Source organism: Aurantiacibacter flavus, from assembly GCF_039710615.1.
Classification (GTDB): Bacteria; Pseudomonadota; Alphaproteobacteria; order Sphingomonadales; family Sphingomonadaceae; genus Alteraurantiacibacter; species Alteraurantiacibacter flavus.
This window is the reverse complement of sequence record NZ_JBDLBR010000003.1, coordinates 107029-122234: the sequence shown is the minus strand read 5'-3', so window position 1 is coordinate 122234 and position 15206 is coordinate 107029. Positions and strand designations below refer to the sequence as shown.

Genomic DNA, 15206 nt, shown 5'->3' with positions numbered 1-15206 from the left:
GGTGGTTCTCCAAGTGCAGATCGGGCGGAAAATTCGGCCCGAAATAAAAGGGCCGCCCCTCGCGGGACGGCCGACCTTGACCCTCTATGTAGGCCAATTGTCGAAAGACGGCAAGGATTTCGCGCAATAGCCGCCCGTGATCAGGCAGCGGCAGCCTGCAAGCGCGCCATCTGAACCTCGCGCGAGATCAGCGCGAGCCCATCGCAGAACTGGTCGGTGCTCGCGTCCCAGCTGTAGGCACGCCCTGCCGCAAGACAGTCCTCGCGCGAAAAGCTGAGCGCCTCGGCAATCGCGTCTTCGATCCGTTCGGCCATGGCACCGCTTCCGGGTGACAGCACATCGAGCGGGCCGGGCACAGGGTAGGCAGCCACCGGCGTGCCGCAGGCGAGCGCCTCTATCATGACCAGACCGAAGGTGTCGGTGCGGCTCGGGAACACGAACACGTCAGCCCCCGCATAGCAGGCCGCCAGCGCCTCACCCGAGCGGCGACCGAGGAAGTGTGCCTGGGGATAAGCCTGACGCAACCGTTCTAGCGCCGGGCCATCGCCAACCACGACCTTGGAACCGGGATGGCCGTTATCGAGAAACTCTTCGATGTTCTTCTCCACCGCCACGCGCCCGACATAGAGCTGGATCGGCCGTTGCAGCTCGAAGAAGAGATCGGGGGGCGGATAGTCGGGCATGAAGGTGGCAAGATCGACACCCCGGCTCCAGTGATGGAGCTGCGTCAGACCATGTTCGCGCAACTGCTCGCGGATGGTCTCCGTAGCCACCAGGATATTCTCGGCCGGGCCGTGAAACCGGCGGATGAACGGCCAGATCACACTGGCGGGAAGGCCCGTGCGGCTCGCCACGTAATCCGGGAACTGCGTATGGTAGGCGGTAGTGAACCGATACCCGCGCCTGCGGCAATAGCGCCGCGCCGCCCAGCCGAGCGGCCCCTCGGTGGCAATATGGATCGCGTCGGGGCAGAAACGGTCGAGCAGAGCGCCAACCTCGCGCGGACCGGTCAGCGCCAACCGAATCTCGGAGTAGGATGGACACGGCACCGAGCGGAACAGGTCGGGCGAGATCACCTCGACCTCGTGGCCCCGGCGGCGCAGTTCGTCGGCCACCGTGGTCAGCGTGCGCACCACACCGTTCATCTGCGGGAGCCAGGCGTCGGTTACGAGAGCGATTTTCATCGAAAACCTCGCGCGAATCAGGCTGCGACGGCGACCGCGGCGCCCTCGCGCTCGGCCGCTTCGGCTTCGCGAGCGGCGATCTCGTCGGGCCAGTGGAGGATTTCCATTGTTCCGTCGGCGTGCTCGACCAGCGCGTTGCAGCCTTCGACCCAGTCGCCGTCGTTCCAGTATTCGATGTCCCTGCCGGAATGGGCGAACATGCGGTGTTCAGCTGTATGGATATGGCCGCAGACCACGCCATCGACACCGCGCTCGGCTGCGGCGCGAGCGACAACTTCCTCATAACGGCCAATGAATTCGACCGCGTTCTTCACCTTGTGCTTGGCCATCTTCGACAGCGACCAGTACGGCAGGCCGAGCTTGCGGCGCACCACGTTCACCCAGCGGCTGATGCCCATCATGAAAGTGTAGAGCGCGTCCCCCACGAAGGCGAGCCAGCGGTGCGACAGCATCACCGCATCGAACTCATCGCCGTGCAGAACCATCAGGCGGCGGCCATCGGCGGTATCGTGGAAGGCTGCACGGCGAATTTCGATGCCGCCGAAGTTCAGGCCCGTGAACTGGCGGAACATCTCGTCGTGGTTGCCGGGGATATAGACCACCCGCGTGCCGCGCTTGGCACGCTTCATGATCCGCCACACGATATCGTTATGCGCGGCGGGCCAGTAGAACTTCTTCTTCAGCCGCCAGCCGTCGATGATGTCGCCCACGAGATACATCGTCTCGCAGTCAACATTGTCGAGGAAGTCGATCAGCAGCTCAGCGTTGCAGCCCTTGGTGCCGAGATGGATGTCGGAAATCCATACGGTGCGATAGTTGCGGCGGCCCTGGTCCTCAGGCTCTGGGACAGAGGGCCTGGCCCTAGAAAAGTCGCTGATCGTGGCCATCGGCGTCGCGTTGCCGAAGACATCTTCCAGATGATTGCCGAACATGCTGCCAAAGCCCCGCTTTGTTTTGCCTTGGGCTCAGGCTTATGGCGCACGAATGTGACAGCAGACTCACAGTTCAGCGTCACTTGTCTGACAGTGTGACGCTTGGGTGGCACCGCCCGGAAAAGCCGGGCGGGCACCGAATCGGCGCTTAGCGAACCACGTAAGGCTGCTTGCCGACCCACGGCGAGGTCATGTTGTAAGGCACGGTGACGAACACCGCCTCGACCTCGGCAATCTTGCCGTCGACGATCTTGAACAGTTCGAGCAGCGCGAAGCTGTGCGGGAAGGTAAAGATCGACTTGTGGCGGCTGCCATCGGTCCAGGTGATATCGGTGAGGCGGCCCGAGTGGTCGATGAAACCGGCGGCGACCACGATGCCTTTCTCCTCGTCAACCAGCGGGAAGCGGCGGTCGCGCACGCGATCGTCGTAGATATACTGGCCAAGACGGAACTGCTCGGCGCAGCCCATCTTGGAGATCGGATAGCCCTCGATATCGACATTGGTGGTCTGCAAGCCGTTCTCGATCCGGTCGCATTCATCCGTGAAGTCGGTGAATAGCGTGCCGTCGTTATTCTGAAGCGTGTCGAAGTAGCCATCGGCAATCGCGATCAGGCGCTCGCGCGGGCGGCGCTTTTCTTCGGGCACGTCCGCGGACAGCACCGGGCGCGGGCGGCGGGCGTCGTCGATCTGCGGGAACGGGCCGAGTTCGCTTGGCCGGCAAACGAGAGTCTCGACCTCGGTGATCTTGCCGCCCTTCATGGCGATGCGCATCGACATCACCGCCGCATCGCCCGATTCTTCGACGATACCGAACCAGCTCCCCTGCCCAGTCTGCGGATCGGCCGCTTTCACATCATAGGTGTCGCGCACCTTGGTGATGGTGGTCCACAGCCCGTCGCCGAGCATCAGCTGAACGTTGTTTTCGGTAAACACCACGTCATCCGCCCAATCGACCCGCGACACGTCCTTCGCCGCGAGCGCGGCAAGGTAGGTGTCGATGGCGGAATAGAGTTCCTCACGCGTGGCGATCGGGGCGGGGTTCGAAGTCATGGCATTGTCTCTCCTGTTACAATGACACTTCTGAACAATCGGCGCCGCTCAGTCCACCGCCAAGACGATCTTTCCGATGTGCTCGCCCGCCTCCATCCGGCGATGCGCCTCGGCCGCCTCTGAAAGCGGAAAAATCCGGTCCATTTGCGGCCGCAAGTCGCCTTGCTCGACCAGCGGCCACACTTCACAGGCAATCTCGGCGGCGAGCAGCTTCTTGAAGCCGTCGGACCGGGCACGCAGGGTCGAACCGGTCATGGTCTGGCGGCGCACCATCAGCTTGGCCATGTTGACCTCGGCCCTCGCCCCGCCGAGTACAGCGATGGTCACCAGCCGCCCCTCTTCGCCGAGACAGTCGAGATTGCGCTGGGTGTAGTCGCCCGCGACCATGTCGAGCACGACCTGACAACCCGCCTTGCCGGTGATTTTGCGCACCTCCTCGACGAAGTCGGCGGTCTTGTAGTTGATCGCATGATCGGCGCCGAGTTCGCGCGCCGCAGCGCATTTCTCGTCGCTGCCGCAGGTCACGATTACCTTAAGCTCGAACAGCTTGGCGAGCTTGATCGCCATCGAGCCGATCCCTGACGTGCCGCCATGCACCAGCAGCGTCTCGCCATCGCGCGCCAGCCCGCGCTGGAACACATTGTGCCACACGGTGAACAGCGTTTCAGGCAAGGCAGCAGCCTGTTCCATCGGCAGGGCCGCGGGAACAGGCAGGCAGCTTTCGGGCTTCGCAAGGCAATACTGCGCATAGCCGCCCCCGCTCACCAGCGCGCAGACACGCCGTCCAATCCAGTCGGCGGCCTCGCTGTCACCCGCGCGCACCACCGTGCCCGCGATCTCCAGTCCCGGCAATTCGCTCGCCCCTGGCGGTGGCGGATAGAGCCCGGCCCGCTGGAGGCAATCGGGGCGGTTGACGCCCGCATAGGCGACCTTCACCAGCACCTCGCCCGGCCCCGGAACAGGCACCGGCTGCTCGGCCAACGTCAGCACATCCGGCCCGCCCGGCTCGCTGATGGTTACTGCCCTCATCCGGCTCGTTGCCTGAAAATTCACACTGCCCCCTTTGCCTTGAGCGTCCCCGTCTCGTCTTGGCTGGGCCCCACTTAGCCGGAGCCATTGACAGCAAGCAATCCGATTGTGATGTTGCAACACGATGGATGGCGACGATCTTCCGCGAGTCCGTACTGATGCGGCAAGCCTCTTGGCGAAAGAGGATCTCGATCGCTATTCACAGGACGAGCTTATGGAGCGGATCGCCCTGCTCGAAGCCGAGATTGCGCGCATCAAGGCGCAGCACGCCAAGGCCGCCGCGCACCGCAACCTCGCCGACCAGCTGTTCAAGCCGAGGCCGAGCGAGTGAGGGGCCGTCGAGCCCTGTTCCACCCTCGCAATTGCGCCATGGCGCACCATATTGGCCATGAGCCGCAAACCCGCCCCGTGCAGGGCCGGTTTTTCCCAACACCCTTGTTAGCCGTCCATTCACCTTGCCAGCCGCACACTGGTTTCCTTGCCGGCCCGCTGGCTGGCTGAGCCAACCGAAAGACTGCAATGCCTAGCTTCGCGCAGAACCTCGAAAAGACCCTCCACACCGCGATCCAGCACGCGATCGACCGGACGCACGAATATGCGACGCTCGAACACCTGCTGCTGGCGCTGGTCAACGATACCGACGCGGCCGAAGTAATGACCGCATGTGGCGTCGATCTCGAGGAACTGGCAGGCGTCGTGCGGCAGTATCTCGATCAGGAATACCAGTCGCTGAAATCGTCCGACCAGGCCGATCCGCAGCCCACCGCCGGGTTCCAGCGGGTGATCCAGCGCGCGATCCTGCACGTGCAGACCTCGGGCAAGGACACCGTGACCGGCGCCAATGTGCTGGTCGCGCTGTTTTCCGAACGCGATAGCTATGCGGTCTATTTCCTCCAGCAGCAGGATATGAGCCGCCTCGACGCGGTGAGCTTCATCAGCCACGGCATCGGCAAGAACGGTCGGCAGATCGAAAACCGCAATCCGCAAGGGACCGAAGAACCGGACGCCGCCAAGGCCGAGGAAAAACCCGACCCCAAGAACAAGAAGGATTCGGCGCTCGACCAGTTCTGCGTGAACCTCAACCAGAAGGCGCTTGATGGTAAGGTAGACCCGCTGATCGGGCGCGGCCCCGAGGTTGACCGCACGGTGCAGATCCTGTGCCGCCGCTCGAAGAACAACCCGCTCTATGTGGGCGACCCAGGCGTCGGCAAGACCGCCATCGCCGAGGGCCTTGCACGCAAGATCGTCGAGGGCGACGTGCCCGAGGTGCTCGAAGAAGCGGTGATCTATTCGCTCGACATGGGCTCGCTGCTGGCGGGCACCCGCTATCGCGGTGACTTCGAGGAGAGGTTGAAGCAGGTCGTCTCCGAACTGGAGAAGATGCCGCACGCGGTCTTGTTCATCGACGAGATCCACACCGTGATTGGCGCCGGTGCCACCAGCGGCGGGGCGATGGATGCCTCGAACCTGCTCAAGCCAGCGTTGTCCTCCGGCTCAATCCGCTGCATCGGCTCGACCACCTACAAGGAATTCCGCAACCACTTCGAGAAGGACCGCGCGCTGCTGCGCCGGTTCCAGAAGATCGACGTGAACGAGCCTTCGGTCGAGGACACTGTGAAGATCCTCAAGGGCCTGCGCACGGCCTTCGAGGAACACCACAAGGTCAAGTACACGCCCGATGCCATCAAGACCGCGGTCGAGATGAGCGCGCGCTACATCAATGACCGCAAGCTGCCCGACAAGGCCATCGACGTGATCGACGAGGTCGGCGCGATGCAGATGCTGGTGCCGCCGAGCCGCCGCCGCAAGACGATCACCGCCAAGGAGATCGAAAAGGTCATCGCGACCATGGCGCGCATCCCGCCCAAGTCGGTCAGCAAGGACGACAAGGCCGCGCTCGCCAACCTCGAGAAAGACCTGAAGCGCGTGGTGTTCGGGCAGGATCAGGCGATCGATCGCCTCTCCACCGCCATGAAGCTTTCGCGCGCCGGTCTTCGTGACCCTGACAAGCCGATCGGTTCGTTCCTGTTCTCCGGCCCCACCGGCGTCGGCAAGACCGAGGTCGCGCGTCAGCTCGCCTCGATCATGGGGATCGAACTGAAGCGGTTCGACATGTCCGAATACATGGAGCGTCACTCGGTCAGCCGCCTGATCGGTGCGCCTCCGGGCTATGTCGGCTACGATCAGGGCGGCCTGCTCACCGATGCCATCGACCAGCACCCGCATTGCGTGCTGCTGCTCGACGAGATCGAGAAGGCGCACCCCGACCTGTTCAACATCCTGCTGCAGGTGATGGATAACGGCCGCCTGACCGACCACCACGGCAAGACGGTCGATTTCCGCAACGTGGTGCTGATCATGACCACCAACGCGGGTGCATCGGATGCCGCCAAGCAGGGAATCGGCTTCGGCAGCGGCACCAAGGTCGAGGCGGCGGAAGAGGCGGTGAAGAAGATGTTCACCCCCGAATTCCGCAACCGCCTCGATGCCATCGTGCCGTTCGGCTACCTCGGCAAGGACACGATCAGCCGTGTGGTCGACAAGTTCATCCTTCAGCTCGAACTGCAGCTGGCGGACCAGAACGTGCATATCCAGTTCGATGGCGACGCGCGCGACTGGCTGGGCGAACGCGGTTACGACAAGCTGATGGGTGCACGCCCGATGGGCCGCCTGATTCAGGAGAAGGTCAAGCAGCCGCTCGCCGAGGAGCTGCTGTTCGGCAAGCTTGCGCATGGCGGCGAGGTCCATGTCAGCGTGAAGGAGAACAAACTCGCCTTCGAGCTGACCGCCGCTCCGCCCAAGGCCAAGCCCAAGCGTTCGCGCAAGAAGCCGGCGGCCAAGAAGGCGCAAAACGATGCGTCAACCGAGGGCAGCACCTCGGAAGACTGATTGCCCCGCTGATTAATGACTTACCGCAGGGCGGCGCTGGAACCCCAGCGCCGCCCTGTCTGTTTATACAGCGATGAGCGCCCCCCACTGGATCCAGCCGCACCCGCAAGGCATCTATGTCGCCCCGGCGGATTGCTGGGTCGATCCCTCGGCGGCTGTCGAGCGGGCACTCGTCACCCACGGTCACGCCGATCACGCACGTGGCGGCCACGGCGAAACGCTCGCAACCCCCGAAACGCTCGCGATCATGGACCTGCGCTACAACACGCGGGCCGGCGCGGTGCCAGTGGCCTATGGCGAAACCTTGCGGCTCGCAGGCGGGGTCGATGCGACATATCTGCCTGCCGGACACGTGCTCGGCTCGGCGCAAATCCTGCTCGAACATGCAGGTGAACGGGTGGTGATCACGGGCGACTACAAGCGCCGCCCCGATCCCACCTGCGCCCCGTTCGAACTCGCGCCGTGCGACATCTTCATCACCGAGGCGACCTTTGGCCTGCCGGTCTTCACCCATCCGCCGATTGGTGAAGAGATTGCCAAGCTGCTCGGCACGCTGGCGGCCAATCCCGAGGCCTGCGTGCTGGTGGGCGCCTATGCGCTGGGCAAGGCGCAGCGGGTGATCGCCGAACTGCGCGCGGCGGGCCATCACGATCCGATCTATCTCCACGGCGCGATGGAGCGGATGTGCCGGCTTTACGAGGAGCTGGGCGTCCCGCTCGGCGAGCTGCGGCTGGTGGCGGACCACACGAAGGACGAGATGCGCGGCGCGATAATAGTCTGCCCGCCCTCAGCGCTGAACGACCGCTGGAGCCGCCGTCTGCCCGATCCGATAACCGCGATGGCGAGCGGCTGGATGCGCGTGCGCCAGCGGGCCCGCCAGCGCAATGTCGAGCTGCCCCTGGTGATCTCCGACCACGCCGACTGGCACGAGTTGACGCAGACCGTGTTGGAGGTGAACCCGCGCGAGACCTGGATCACCCATGGCCGCGAAGAGGCGCTGCTGCGCTGGCACGAACTACACCAGCGCAAGGCCCGCGCGCTGGCGCTGGTGGGGTATGAGGACGAGGATGATTAAGGCCTTTACTCCTGCCCTTCGAGACGGGGGCTCAGCCTGCGGCTTCCCCTCCTCCTCATGGCGAACGGACAACCTTTTCCCATCCGTTCGTCCTGAGGAGCGAGGACACAGTCCGAGCGTCTCGAAGGATGCGATCCCGAGCTGCTGATGGAAGAGTTCGCCGCCCTCATCGACGCGCTGATCTACACGCGCAGCCGCAACGGCAAACTCGCGTTGATCGCTGACTATCTGCGCGCCACCCCCGATCCCGACCGTGGCTGGGCGCTCGCTGCGCTGACCGATGGGCTCGACTTTCCGGCGGTCAAAAGCTCCACCATCCGCAACCTGCTGAAAGACCGGGTCGATCCGGTGCTGTGGAGCCTCAGCCGCGATTTCGTGGGCGACACCGCCGAAACCGCCAGCTTCCTCTGGCCCGAACCCTTGCGCCCCACCGATTCCCCTCCCCCCACGGTGTCCGAAACGGTCGCCAGCCTTTCCGGTATGACCCGCGCCAGCGTGATGGAGGACTTGCCCTCGCTGCTCGACCGGATAGACGCAAAGGGCCGCTACGCCTTGTTCAAGCTCGCCACCGGCGGGATGCGCGTGGGCGTCTCGGCGCGGCTGGCCAAGGTCGCCTTTGCGCAGGCCTTCGATGTCGAAGTCGATAAGGTCGAGGAATACTGGCACGCACTTGCCCCACCCTATGCCGCGCTGTTCGCCTGGGCCGCCGAGGGCGCCGATCCGCCCGACACCGCGAATATGCCACTGTTCCGCCCCTTCATGCTCGCGCACCCGCTGGAGGATACGGTCGTCGACCTTGCCGACTATGTGGCCGAGTGGAAGTGGGACGGCATTCGGGTGCAGCTGGTCAATGTGGCAGGCGAGACGCGGGTCTATTCGCGCTCGGGCGACGATATTTCCGCCACCTTCCCCGAGCTGATCGACGCGCTCACCATTCCGGCGGTTCTCGATGGCGAGCTGCTTGTGCGCGGCAGCCATCAGGGCGGCGAAGCAGGCGGCGCGGCGAGTTTCAACGCCTTGCAACAGCGGCTTGGTCGCAAGACCGTCAGCAAGAAGATGCTCGCGGAGGCCCCGGCCTTCGTGCGGCTCTACGACGCGCTCGCCATCGGCGGCGATGATCTGCGCACCCTGCCGTGGCGCGAGCGACGCGCAGGGCTCGAAGCGCTTATGCCGCGCCTGCCCGAAAGCCATTTCGACCTCTCGCAGGTCGTCGAAGCGGAGGACTTTGCCCAGCTCGCGCAAATCCGCGAGGGCGCACGCGACGATGCCATCGAGGGCCTGATGCTCAAGCGCCGCGACAGCCCCTATGTCGCGGGCCGCAAGACTGGCCTGTGGTACAAGTGGAAGCGCGATCCGCTGCTGGTCGACTGCGTGCTGATGTACGCCCAGCGCGGCAGCGGCAAACGCAGCAGCTTCTATTCCGACTACACCTTCGGATGCTGGACCGCCGATCCAGACGAGGGCGGCGAACTGCTCCCCGTGGGCAAGGCCTATTCGGGCTTCACCGACGAGGAGCTGAAAAAGCTCGACCGCCATGTGCGGCAGAACACGGTCAACCGCTTTGGCCCGGTGCGCGAGACGGAAAAAAGTCTGGTATTCGAGGTCGCCTTCGATTCGGTCCATGCCAGCAAGCGCCACAAGTCGGGGCTCGCCATGCGCTTCCCGCGCATTCACCGCATCCGCTGGGACAAGCCCGCTCACGAAGCCGACCGGATCGACGGCCTGCTTGCGCTGGTGCGCGACTAGACTTGCGGCAGATCAAGGCGGCCTGACTGTGCAGCGGGCAGAGCGCACGATGAACACACCTGCCCGAAAAGAGCTTGCCGTGAACGACCAGTCCAAACTCACGCCTTACGAACAGATCGGCGGCCAGCCCGTTATCGAAGCCGTGGTCGACCGTTTCTACGACCTGATGGATAGTGACCCCGCCTATGCCGAACTGCGCGCTATCCACGCGGCCGACCTCGCACCGATGCGCACATCGCTGGCCGGGTTTCTTGCCGGATGGGCAGGTGGACCGCGCGACTGGTTCGAGGCCAATCCGGGCAAATGCATGATGAGCATGCACTCGGGCTTTTCGATCACCGCGCAGACCGCAGGGCAATGGGTTGAGGCGATGGCGCACGCCTTCGCCGATTGCGGCCTCGCCGATCATCAAGTGGGAAAGCTGATGAATGAGCGCTTCGAGATGATGGCCGGAGGCATGGCCCGCACCGCGGCAATGGCAGGCTGACCATCGCCACAATCCAATTGCGCATAGCGCCTTCGTAACGCATCTGTGGGGCATGTATCGCATGTCCCGCGCAGATCGCACGCTCGCCTACAGCATCGCCGGTGCGGCCGGATTCGTCGATGCCAGCGGCTTCCTCGCAGCAGACCGCTATTTCGTCTCGTTCATGTCGGGCAACACCACCAGGCTCGGCGTGGAGCTGGCACGCGGATCGACCGCGGCGGCGATCGCGGGTATGTTGTTGGCCGGGTTCGTGGTCGGCGTGGCCCTGGGTGCCTTGGTGGCCGACCGGTTCGAACCCTGGCGCAAGACTTCGGTGCTTATCACCGCGACGCTTTTGCTGCTCGCCGCTGCTGCCGCGCAGGCCTTCGGCTTAACCTTGGGGCTGCTGCTCGGAGCGGTGCTGGCGATGGGCGCGATCAACAACGTGTTTCGCAAGAGCGGCGAAGTCGCGCTCGGCGTGACCTATATGACCGGCGCGCTGGTGCGTGTCGGCGAAGGATTGGCGGGACTCGTTAAATCGAGCGCGCAGCGACGGCGCGGGGCCTTCGAAAGTCTCCTGCTGTGGGCTAGCCTCTCGGGCGGAGGCTGCATCGGCGCGCTCGTCTATCTCAATGCCCAGCCGGCAGTCGGCTGGCTCGGCGCGCTGTGGGTGCTGGGGCTCACCGTGGCGGCTTGGCGGATCGAAGCACGCGAATCAATCCAGTCGAACTAGCTTGCTGCGCGAAGTTGCGCCGCGCAACAAGGTGAGCCGCGAGGGCGCAGAGCCGAGCGCCTTGGCGAGCAGGCCGATCACCGCATCGTTGGCCGCGCCGTCCTGCGGCTTGGCACGCACCTTCACCTGCACCGCGCCATCGGCAATCGCGATCCCCTCGCTGCGCGCACCCGGCGTGACCCGCAGCGCCAGCCGGCCCTCGGCATCGGCAAGCGCCCGGATCGCCTCGGCGGGCGGGAGATCAGGTTTCGGTTTTGCCATGCAAGGCCGCCATATGCCGCTCGGCCAGCTCGCAGTAGCGTTCGGCCTGGAAGCGGATCTTCTCCACCTGCGCCGCGTCGATAGTGCGGAAATGCTTGGCCGGTCGCCCGATCCATATCTCGCGCGGCGGAATGCTCTTGCCGGGGCTGAGCAGAGCGCCCGCCCCCAGCATCGCGCCCTCGCCCACGTGGCACCCGTCCATCGCGATCGCACCCATACCGACGAAGGCCTTGTTGGCCAGAGTCGCTCCATGAACCACGGCCATGTGGCCGATAACGCAGTCCTCACCGATGATCGTGGGGCAGCCTTGCGTATCGGGCCGCGGACCTTCCACGTGGAACACCGAGCCATCCTGCACATTGGAGCGGGCCCCGACCTCAATCCGATGGATGTCACCGCGCAGCACGCAGTTGTACCAGATACTCGCCTGCGGACCGATAGTGACATCGCCGATGATGCGCGCGCCCGGCGCGACAAAGGCGGTTTCGTGAATCTGCGGCACCTTGCCATCGAAGGGAAGGATGGTGGCGCCGGGGAAACGTTCGGCCAAGGTCATAAGCTATCCTGCCACTGCGCGCGGGTTATGTGGTGAACGATGGTGGGGTTCAGCTCGGGAGGATAGTTCGGATCAAAGAAGTCCCAGTCTTCACGCCGCTGCATCCCGAGCCGTTGCATCAGGCCCCAGCTATCCTTGTTGCCCTCCACCGTGAGCGCGACCACATCCTCGTCGTCCTTGGCCGCAAGGATATAATCTAGGCAAGCGCTCGTCCCCTCTTTCGCATAGCCCTTGCTCCAGGCATCCTCGCGCAGGCGCCAGCCGATCTCGAGCATGCCGAACACCTTCGTGCCTTCCAGCGTGGCGCGCTTGAAGCCGACCATGCCGATAAGCTCGTTTGCCAGATAGCCGCCATCGTCGTGACGGCGACAAGCCCAGAAAGTGTGGCCGTAGCGGTTCAGATAATCCTCGAGTCGCGTGCGGGTGGAGGCAAGCGCCTCGCCATCCTGTACCCCGCCAAGCCAGCGCATCACCGCAGGTGTGTTGGTGAGGCGGACGAAGTCGTCCCACGAGGCATCGTCCCACGCGTGCAGGCGCAGGCGCGCGGTTTCAAGGATGGTCTCAGCCATTAAGCAGCCGCGCAACAAGCGGCGCATGGTAGGTCAGCACGCCAGAGCAGCCCGCGCGCTTGAACGCGATCAGCTTCTCCATCAGCAACGCCTCGCGGTCGGCAATGCCCGCCGCCGCGCCCGCCTCGATCAGCGCATATTCGCCTGAAACCTGATAGGCGAACACCGGCACCTCGAAACGCTGCTTGGCGCGCCAGATCAGGTCGAGATAGGCCAGGCCCGGCTTCACCATCACGCTGTCCGCGCCCTCGGCAATGTCGAGCGCGATCTCGGCCATGGCCTCGTCAGCGTTGCCCGGGTCCATCTGATAGGTGCGCTTGTCGCCCTTCAACAACCCGCTCGATCCGACCGCATCGCGGAACGGGCCATAGAAGGCCGAAGCATACTTTGCGGCATAGGCCATGATCTGGACATTGGCGTGCCCACCCATCTCGAGCGCCATGCGGATCGCTTTTACCCGCCCGTCCATCATGTCGGACGGGGCGATAATATCGGCCCCTGCCTCCGCCTGAGTCATCGCCTGATCGACCAGCACCGCCACCGTCTCGTCATTGAGGACATAGCCCCCCTCGTCGACCAGCCCGTCGTGCCCGTGGCTGGTATAGGGATCGAGCGCGACATCGGTGAGAATGCCGATGTCGTTGCCGCAGGCATCGCGGATGGCGCGGATGGCCTGGCACATCAGGTTATCGGGGTTGAAGGCCTCGGCACCGTCATCGCTGCGTTTTTCGCGCGGAGTATTGGGGAACAGCGCAATACACGGAATGCCCAGCGCCACCGCCTCTTTCGCGCGCTCGGCAATCAGGTCGACTGACCAGCGCGAGACGCCGGGGAGCGCACCCACCGGATCTTCCACACCCTTGCCCGATGTCACGAACAACGGCCAGATCAGGTCGGCCGGGGTCAGCACGGTTTCGCGGTGCATCGCACGGCTCCAGCCGTGGGTGCGGGTGCGGCGCAGGCGAGTGGCGGGATAGGCTCTGGTCATGTCAGCGCTCCTGCCGAAAATCGGCGGCGCAGGCAATGGCGAGGCGCTCAGTTGACGCGCTGGCGGTTCTCCAGCCGGTCAATTTCGCGAACCGGTTCCTCGTTGGCGCCTGAAGCCGGTGCCAGCGCTGCCAGCGCGGCGCCCGGTTCGACAGTCTGCCAGCGGACGAGGCTGGCGCGGAAATTGGCCAGTTCGCGGCCCTCTAGCTGGGCACGGGTGACGAACTTGACGCTCGCCGGATTGATCGCCCGGCCGCTGCGGTACATCTCATAGTGCAGGTGCGGCCCGGTCGAGAGGCCGGTGGAGCCGACATAGCCAATCACCTGCCCGCGTTTGACCGACTGACCCGCACGAACCGCCATCCGGCTCATATGGCAATAGCGCGTTTCCAGCCCGCCGCCGTGCGACAGCTTCACCGCATTGCCGCAGCCCCCGGCGCGACCGGCGGAAACCACGTGGGCATCGCTTACCGCGACAATCGGCGTGCCGCTGCGGGCACGGAAATCCATGCCCGAATGCATGCGGCGATAGCCGAGAATCGGGTGGCGCCGCATCCCGAAGTTCGAGGAGATCCTTCCGGGCACTGGAGCGACCATACCCTGCCGCTCCTCACCTACACCTGCGGCATCGTAAAACAGGCCCTCGCGGCCCCAGCGCATCATCTGCTTTTTCGGCTGCCCATCGCGCAGGATGGCGGCATATTGCAACTTGCCGACCTCGATTTCTCCAGTGGCGGCACGCTTGTAGTCGAGGATGAAATCGAACTCGTCGGTCGCGGCGATATCGCGGTCGAGGTTCAGCTCCTCGCCGATCGTGCGCAGGAACTGCTGCACCGCGCTCGGTGGAGCGCCGGCAGCGCGGGCCGAACGGTAAATCCCCTCGCCCACCGTGCCGCGAATGCGCAAAGGCGTGGCGTCGACCGCAATCGGGCGCGGCACCAGCGCCAAGCCGCCATCATCGCGCCGCTCAACCGCCAGCTGGAGGTCGAACCTTGCGCGAAACGACAGGCCATCGACGGGACGCGGTGCCTCCGGCGACGAGCGCCGGCCAAGCGTGATATCGACCTGCGTACCGGGCGCGATCTCGCCCAAGGGCATGGCACCTGCCACCATGGAGGCAATATGCTCCGCCTCGCCCGAGCCGACACCGGCGCGGCGCAGCATCCGTTCGAACCCGTCACCCTGCGTGAGCGTGGCAACCAGATCGATGCGCGGGCGTTCGGGCGCGCGCGCCAGCTCTTCGACCTTGAAGGTCGCGCCCATGCGGCGGCCGCTATCGGCACCGAGCCCAAGCGGCATGATCATCTGGCTGCGGAATTCGTCGCGCACGCGATCATCGATGCGCATTGCAGGCGCCGCCTCGACTGGTGAGAATCCGGGCCAGGCAGCAATGGCGATGGCGGACAGGCCGACCATGGTCGCCGTGCCGCGCAGCCAGCGCGCCGAGCCGATGTCCTGCGCAAGGTCAGTCGCCAGCTCGTTACGCTGGAACATCAGGCCGACCCGGCGTCGCATCTGATCGAGCCGCTCGCGTTTGCCGGAAAAACGCGCGATCCGGCGCTTGCCCTCGCCGGGCCGCTGCGCTTGCGGGTGAGCCACCGCCTGATCGCTGGTATGATAAGCAGGCGAGCGCTGGGGGCCTTCCTCGTCCCAGACAATCGCTCTGCGCTTGTTAGCCAAAATTTCGCTCCTTGCAGCCCGGCGCGCTTCCGCAACGCGAAAGCGTGG

At 64.8% G+C, this 15206-nt stretch carries 15 protein-coding genes; 6 read left to right on the top strand and 9 right to left on the bottom strand.

Features of this window, described 5'->3' with window-relative positions:
* Window positions 1–140: 140 nt before the first annotated feature.
* From ABDJ38_RS09625 to ABDJ38_RS09610, 4 genes are all read right to left on the bottom strand, one after another.
* Window positions 141–1184: a glycosyltransferase family 4 protein gene (locus ABDJ38_RS09625; protein ID WP_346784884.1), complete on the bottom strand. Its 1044-nt coding sequence runs from the start codon at window positions 1182–1184 to the stop codon at window positions 141–143.
* Window positions 1185–1201: 17 nt separating this feature from the next.
* Complete coding sequence (locus tag ABDJ38_RS09620) at window positions 1202–2071, bottom strand: UDP-2,3-diacylglucosamine diphosphatase (protein WP_346785321.1); 870 nt, start codon at window positions 2069–2071, stop codon at window positions 1202–1204.
* A gap of 193 nt (window positions 2072–2264) precedes the next feature.
* On the bottom strand, window positions 2265–3167 hold the full coding sequence (locus tag ABDJ38_RS09615; RefSeq protein WP_346784883.1) for a DUF8021 domain-containing protein: 903 nt from the start codon (window positions 3165–3167) through the stop codon (window positions 2265–2267).
* 48 nt (window positions 3168–3215) lie between these two features.
* Entirely contained in the window at window positions 3216–4196 is a 981-nt protein-coding gene (locus ABDJ38_RS09610; RefSeq protein ID WP_346784882.1) for an NAD(P)H-quinone oxidoreductase, read from the bottom strand.
* Window positions 4197–4320: 124 nt separating this feature from the next.
* Here ABDJ38_RS09610 and ABDJ38_RS09605 point away from each other — a divergent pair, with 124 nt between their 5' ends.
* From ABDJ38_RS09605 to ABDJ38_RS09580, 6 genes are all read left to right on the top strand, one after another.
* Window positions 4321–4527, top strand: coding sequence for a DUF1192 family protein (locus ABDJ38_RS09605; protein WP_346784881.1), 207 nt, complete (start codon window positions 4321–4323; stop codon window positions 4525–4527).
* A 188-nt stretch (window positions 4528–4715) separates the two neighbouring features.
* Window positions 4716–7085, top strand: coding sequence for an ATP-dependent Clp protease ATP-binding subunit ClpA (gene clpA / locus ABDJ38_RS09600; RefSeq protein ID WP_346784880.1), 2370 nt, complete (start codon window positions 4716–4718; stop codon window positions 7083–7085).
* Between the two features lie 73 nt (window positions 7086–7158).
* Window positions 7159–8160, top strand: coding sequence for a ligase-associated DNA damage response exonuclease (locus ABDJ38_RS09595; RefSeq protein ID WP_346784879.1), 1002 nt, complete (start codon window positions 7159–7161; stop codon window positions 8158–8160).
* 147 nt (window positions 8161–8307) lie between these two features.
* A complete protein-coding gene (locus ABDJ38_RS09590; RefSeq protein ID WP_346784878.1) occupies window positions 8308–9906 on the top strand; it encodes a cisplatin damage response ATP-dependent DNA ligase in 1599 nt (532 codons plus the stop codon).
* A 49-nt stretch (window positions 9907–9955) separates the two neighbouring features.
* Window positions 9956–10393 carry a group II truncated hemoglobin gene (locus ABDJ38_RS09585; protein WP_346784877.1) on the top strand — a complete coding sequence of 146 codons (438 nt, stop codon included), beginning with the start codon at window positions 9956–9958 and terminating at the stop codon, window positions 10391–10393.
* Between the two features lie 61 nt (window positions 10394–10454).
* Complete coding sequence (locus tag ABDJ38_RS09580) at window positions 10455–11105, top strand: YoaK family protein (RefSeq protein ID WP_346784876.1); 651 nt, start codon at window positions 10455–10457, stop codon at window positions 11103–11105.
* Here ABDJ38_RS09580 and ABDJ38_RS09575 read toward each other — a convergent pair.
* Genes ABDJ38_RS09575 through ABDJ38_RS09555 form a run of 5 tightly spaced genes read right to left on the bottom strand, consistent with a single transcriptional unit; the run spans window position 11088 to window position 15158 of the window.
* The gene (locus ABDJ38_RS09575; protein ID WP_346784875.1) at window positions 11088–11366 is read right to left on the bottom strand and encodes a DUF167 domain-containing protein; all 279 of its coding nucleotides are present in this window, start codon (window positions 11364–11366) and stop codon (window positions 11088–11090) included. The two genes, ABDJ38_RS09580 and ABDJ38_RS09575, sit on opposite strands and share 18 nt — an antisense overlap.
* Window positions 11347–11922, bottom strand: coding sequence for a gamma carbonic anhydrase family protein (locus ABDJ38_RS09570; protein WP_346784874.1), 576 nt, complete (start codon window positions 11920–11922; stop codon window positions 11347–11349). The genes ABDJ38_RS09575 and ABDJ38_RS09570 overlap by 20 nt, the downstream gene beginning before the upstream one ends.
* The gene (locus tag ABDJ38_RS09565) at window positions 11919–12491 is read right to left on the bottom strand and encodes a GNAT family N-acetyltransferase (RefSeq protein WP_346784873.1); all 573 of its coding nucleotides are present in this window, start codon (window positions 12489–12491) and stop codon (window positions 11919–11921) included. Before ABDJ38_RS09565 ends, ABDJ38_RS09570 begins: the two co-directional genes overlap by 4 nt.
* Window positions 12484–13479 (bottom strand): porphobilinogen synthase, encoded by a 996-nt coding sequence (hemB, locus tag ABDJ38_RS09560; RefSeq protein ID WP_346784872.1) that lies wholly within the window; start codon window positions 13477–13479, stop codon window positions 12484–12486. The genes ABDJ38_RS09565 and hemB overlap by 8 nt, the downstream gene beginning before the upstream one ends.
* A 47-nt stretch (window positions 13480–13526) precedes the next feature.
* Window positions 13527–15158, bottom strand: coding sequence for a peptidoglycan DD-metalloendopeptidase family protein (locus tag ABDJ38_RS09555; RefSeq protein WP_346784871.1), 1632 nt, complete (start codon window positions 15156–15158; stop codon window positions 13527–13529).
* Window positions 15159–15206: the final 48 nt, after the last annotated feature.

Excerpts from the sequence above, each read along its gene's own strand:
- ABDJ38_RS09610 (WP_346784882.1), bottom strand. The coding sequence starts at position 4,196 with ATGAGGGCAGTAACCATCAGCGAGCCGGGCGGGCCGGATGTGCTGACG.
- hemB (WP_346784872.1), bottom strand. The coding sequence starts at position 13,479 with ATGACCAGAGCCTATCCCGCCACTCGCCTGCGCCGCACCCGCACCCAC.
- ABDJ38_RS09570 (WP_346784874.1), bottom strand. The coding sequence starts at position 11,922 with ATGACCTTGGCCGAACGTTTCCCCGGCGCCACCATCCTTCCCTTCGAT.
- ABDJ38_RS09620 (WP_346785321.1), bottom strand. The coding sequence starts at position 2,071 with ATGGCCACGATCAGCGACTTTTCTAGGGCCAGGCCCTCTGTCCCAGAG.
- ABDJ38_RS09580 (WP_346784876.1), top strand. The coding sequence starts at position 10,455 with ATGTCCCGCGCAGATCGCACGCTCGCCTACAGCATCGCCGGTGCGGCC.
- ABDJ38_RS09585 (WP_346784877.1), top strand. The coding sequence starts at position 9,956 with ATGAACACACCTGCCCGAAAAGAGCTTGCCGTGAACGACCAGTCCAAA.
- ABDJ38_RS09595 (WP_346784879.1), top strand. The coding sequence starts at position 7,159 with ATGAGCGCCCCCCACTGGATCCAGCCGCACCCGCAAGGCATCTATGTC.
- clpA (WP_346784880.1), top strand. The coding sequence starts at position 4,716 with ATGCCTAGCTTCGCGCAGAACCTCGAAAAGACCCTCCACACCGCGATC.
- ABDJ38_RS09615 (WP_346784883.1), bottom strand. The coding sequence starts at position 3,167 with ATGACTTCGAACCCCGCCCCGATCGCCACGCGTGAGGAACTCTATTCC.
- ABDJ38_RS09565 (WP_346784873.1), bottom strand. The coding sequence starts at position 12,491 with ATGGCTGAGACCATCCTTGAAACCGCGCGCCTGCGCCTGCACGCGTGG.
- ABDJ38_RS09605 (WP_346784881.1), top strand. The coding sequence starts at position 4,321 with ATGGATGGCGACGATCTTCCGCGAGTCCGTACTGATGCGGCAAGCCTC.
- ABDJ38_RS09575 (WP_346784875.1), bottom strand. The coding sequence starts at position 11,366 with ATGGCAAAACCGAAACCTGATCTCCCGCCCGCCGAGGCGATCCGGGCG.
- ABDJ38_RS09590 (WP_346784878.1), top strand. The coding sequence starts at position 8,308 with ATGGAAGAGTTCGCCGCCCTCATCGACGCGCTGATCTACACGCGCAGC.
- ABDJ38_RS09625 (WP_346784884.1), bottom strand. The coding sequence starts at position 1,184 with ATGAAAATCGCTCTCGTAACCGACGCCTGGCTCCCGCAGATGAACGGT.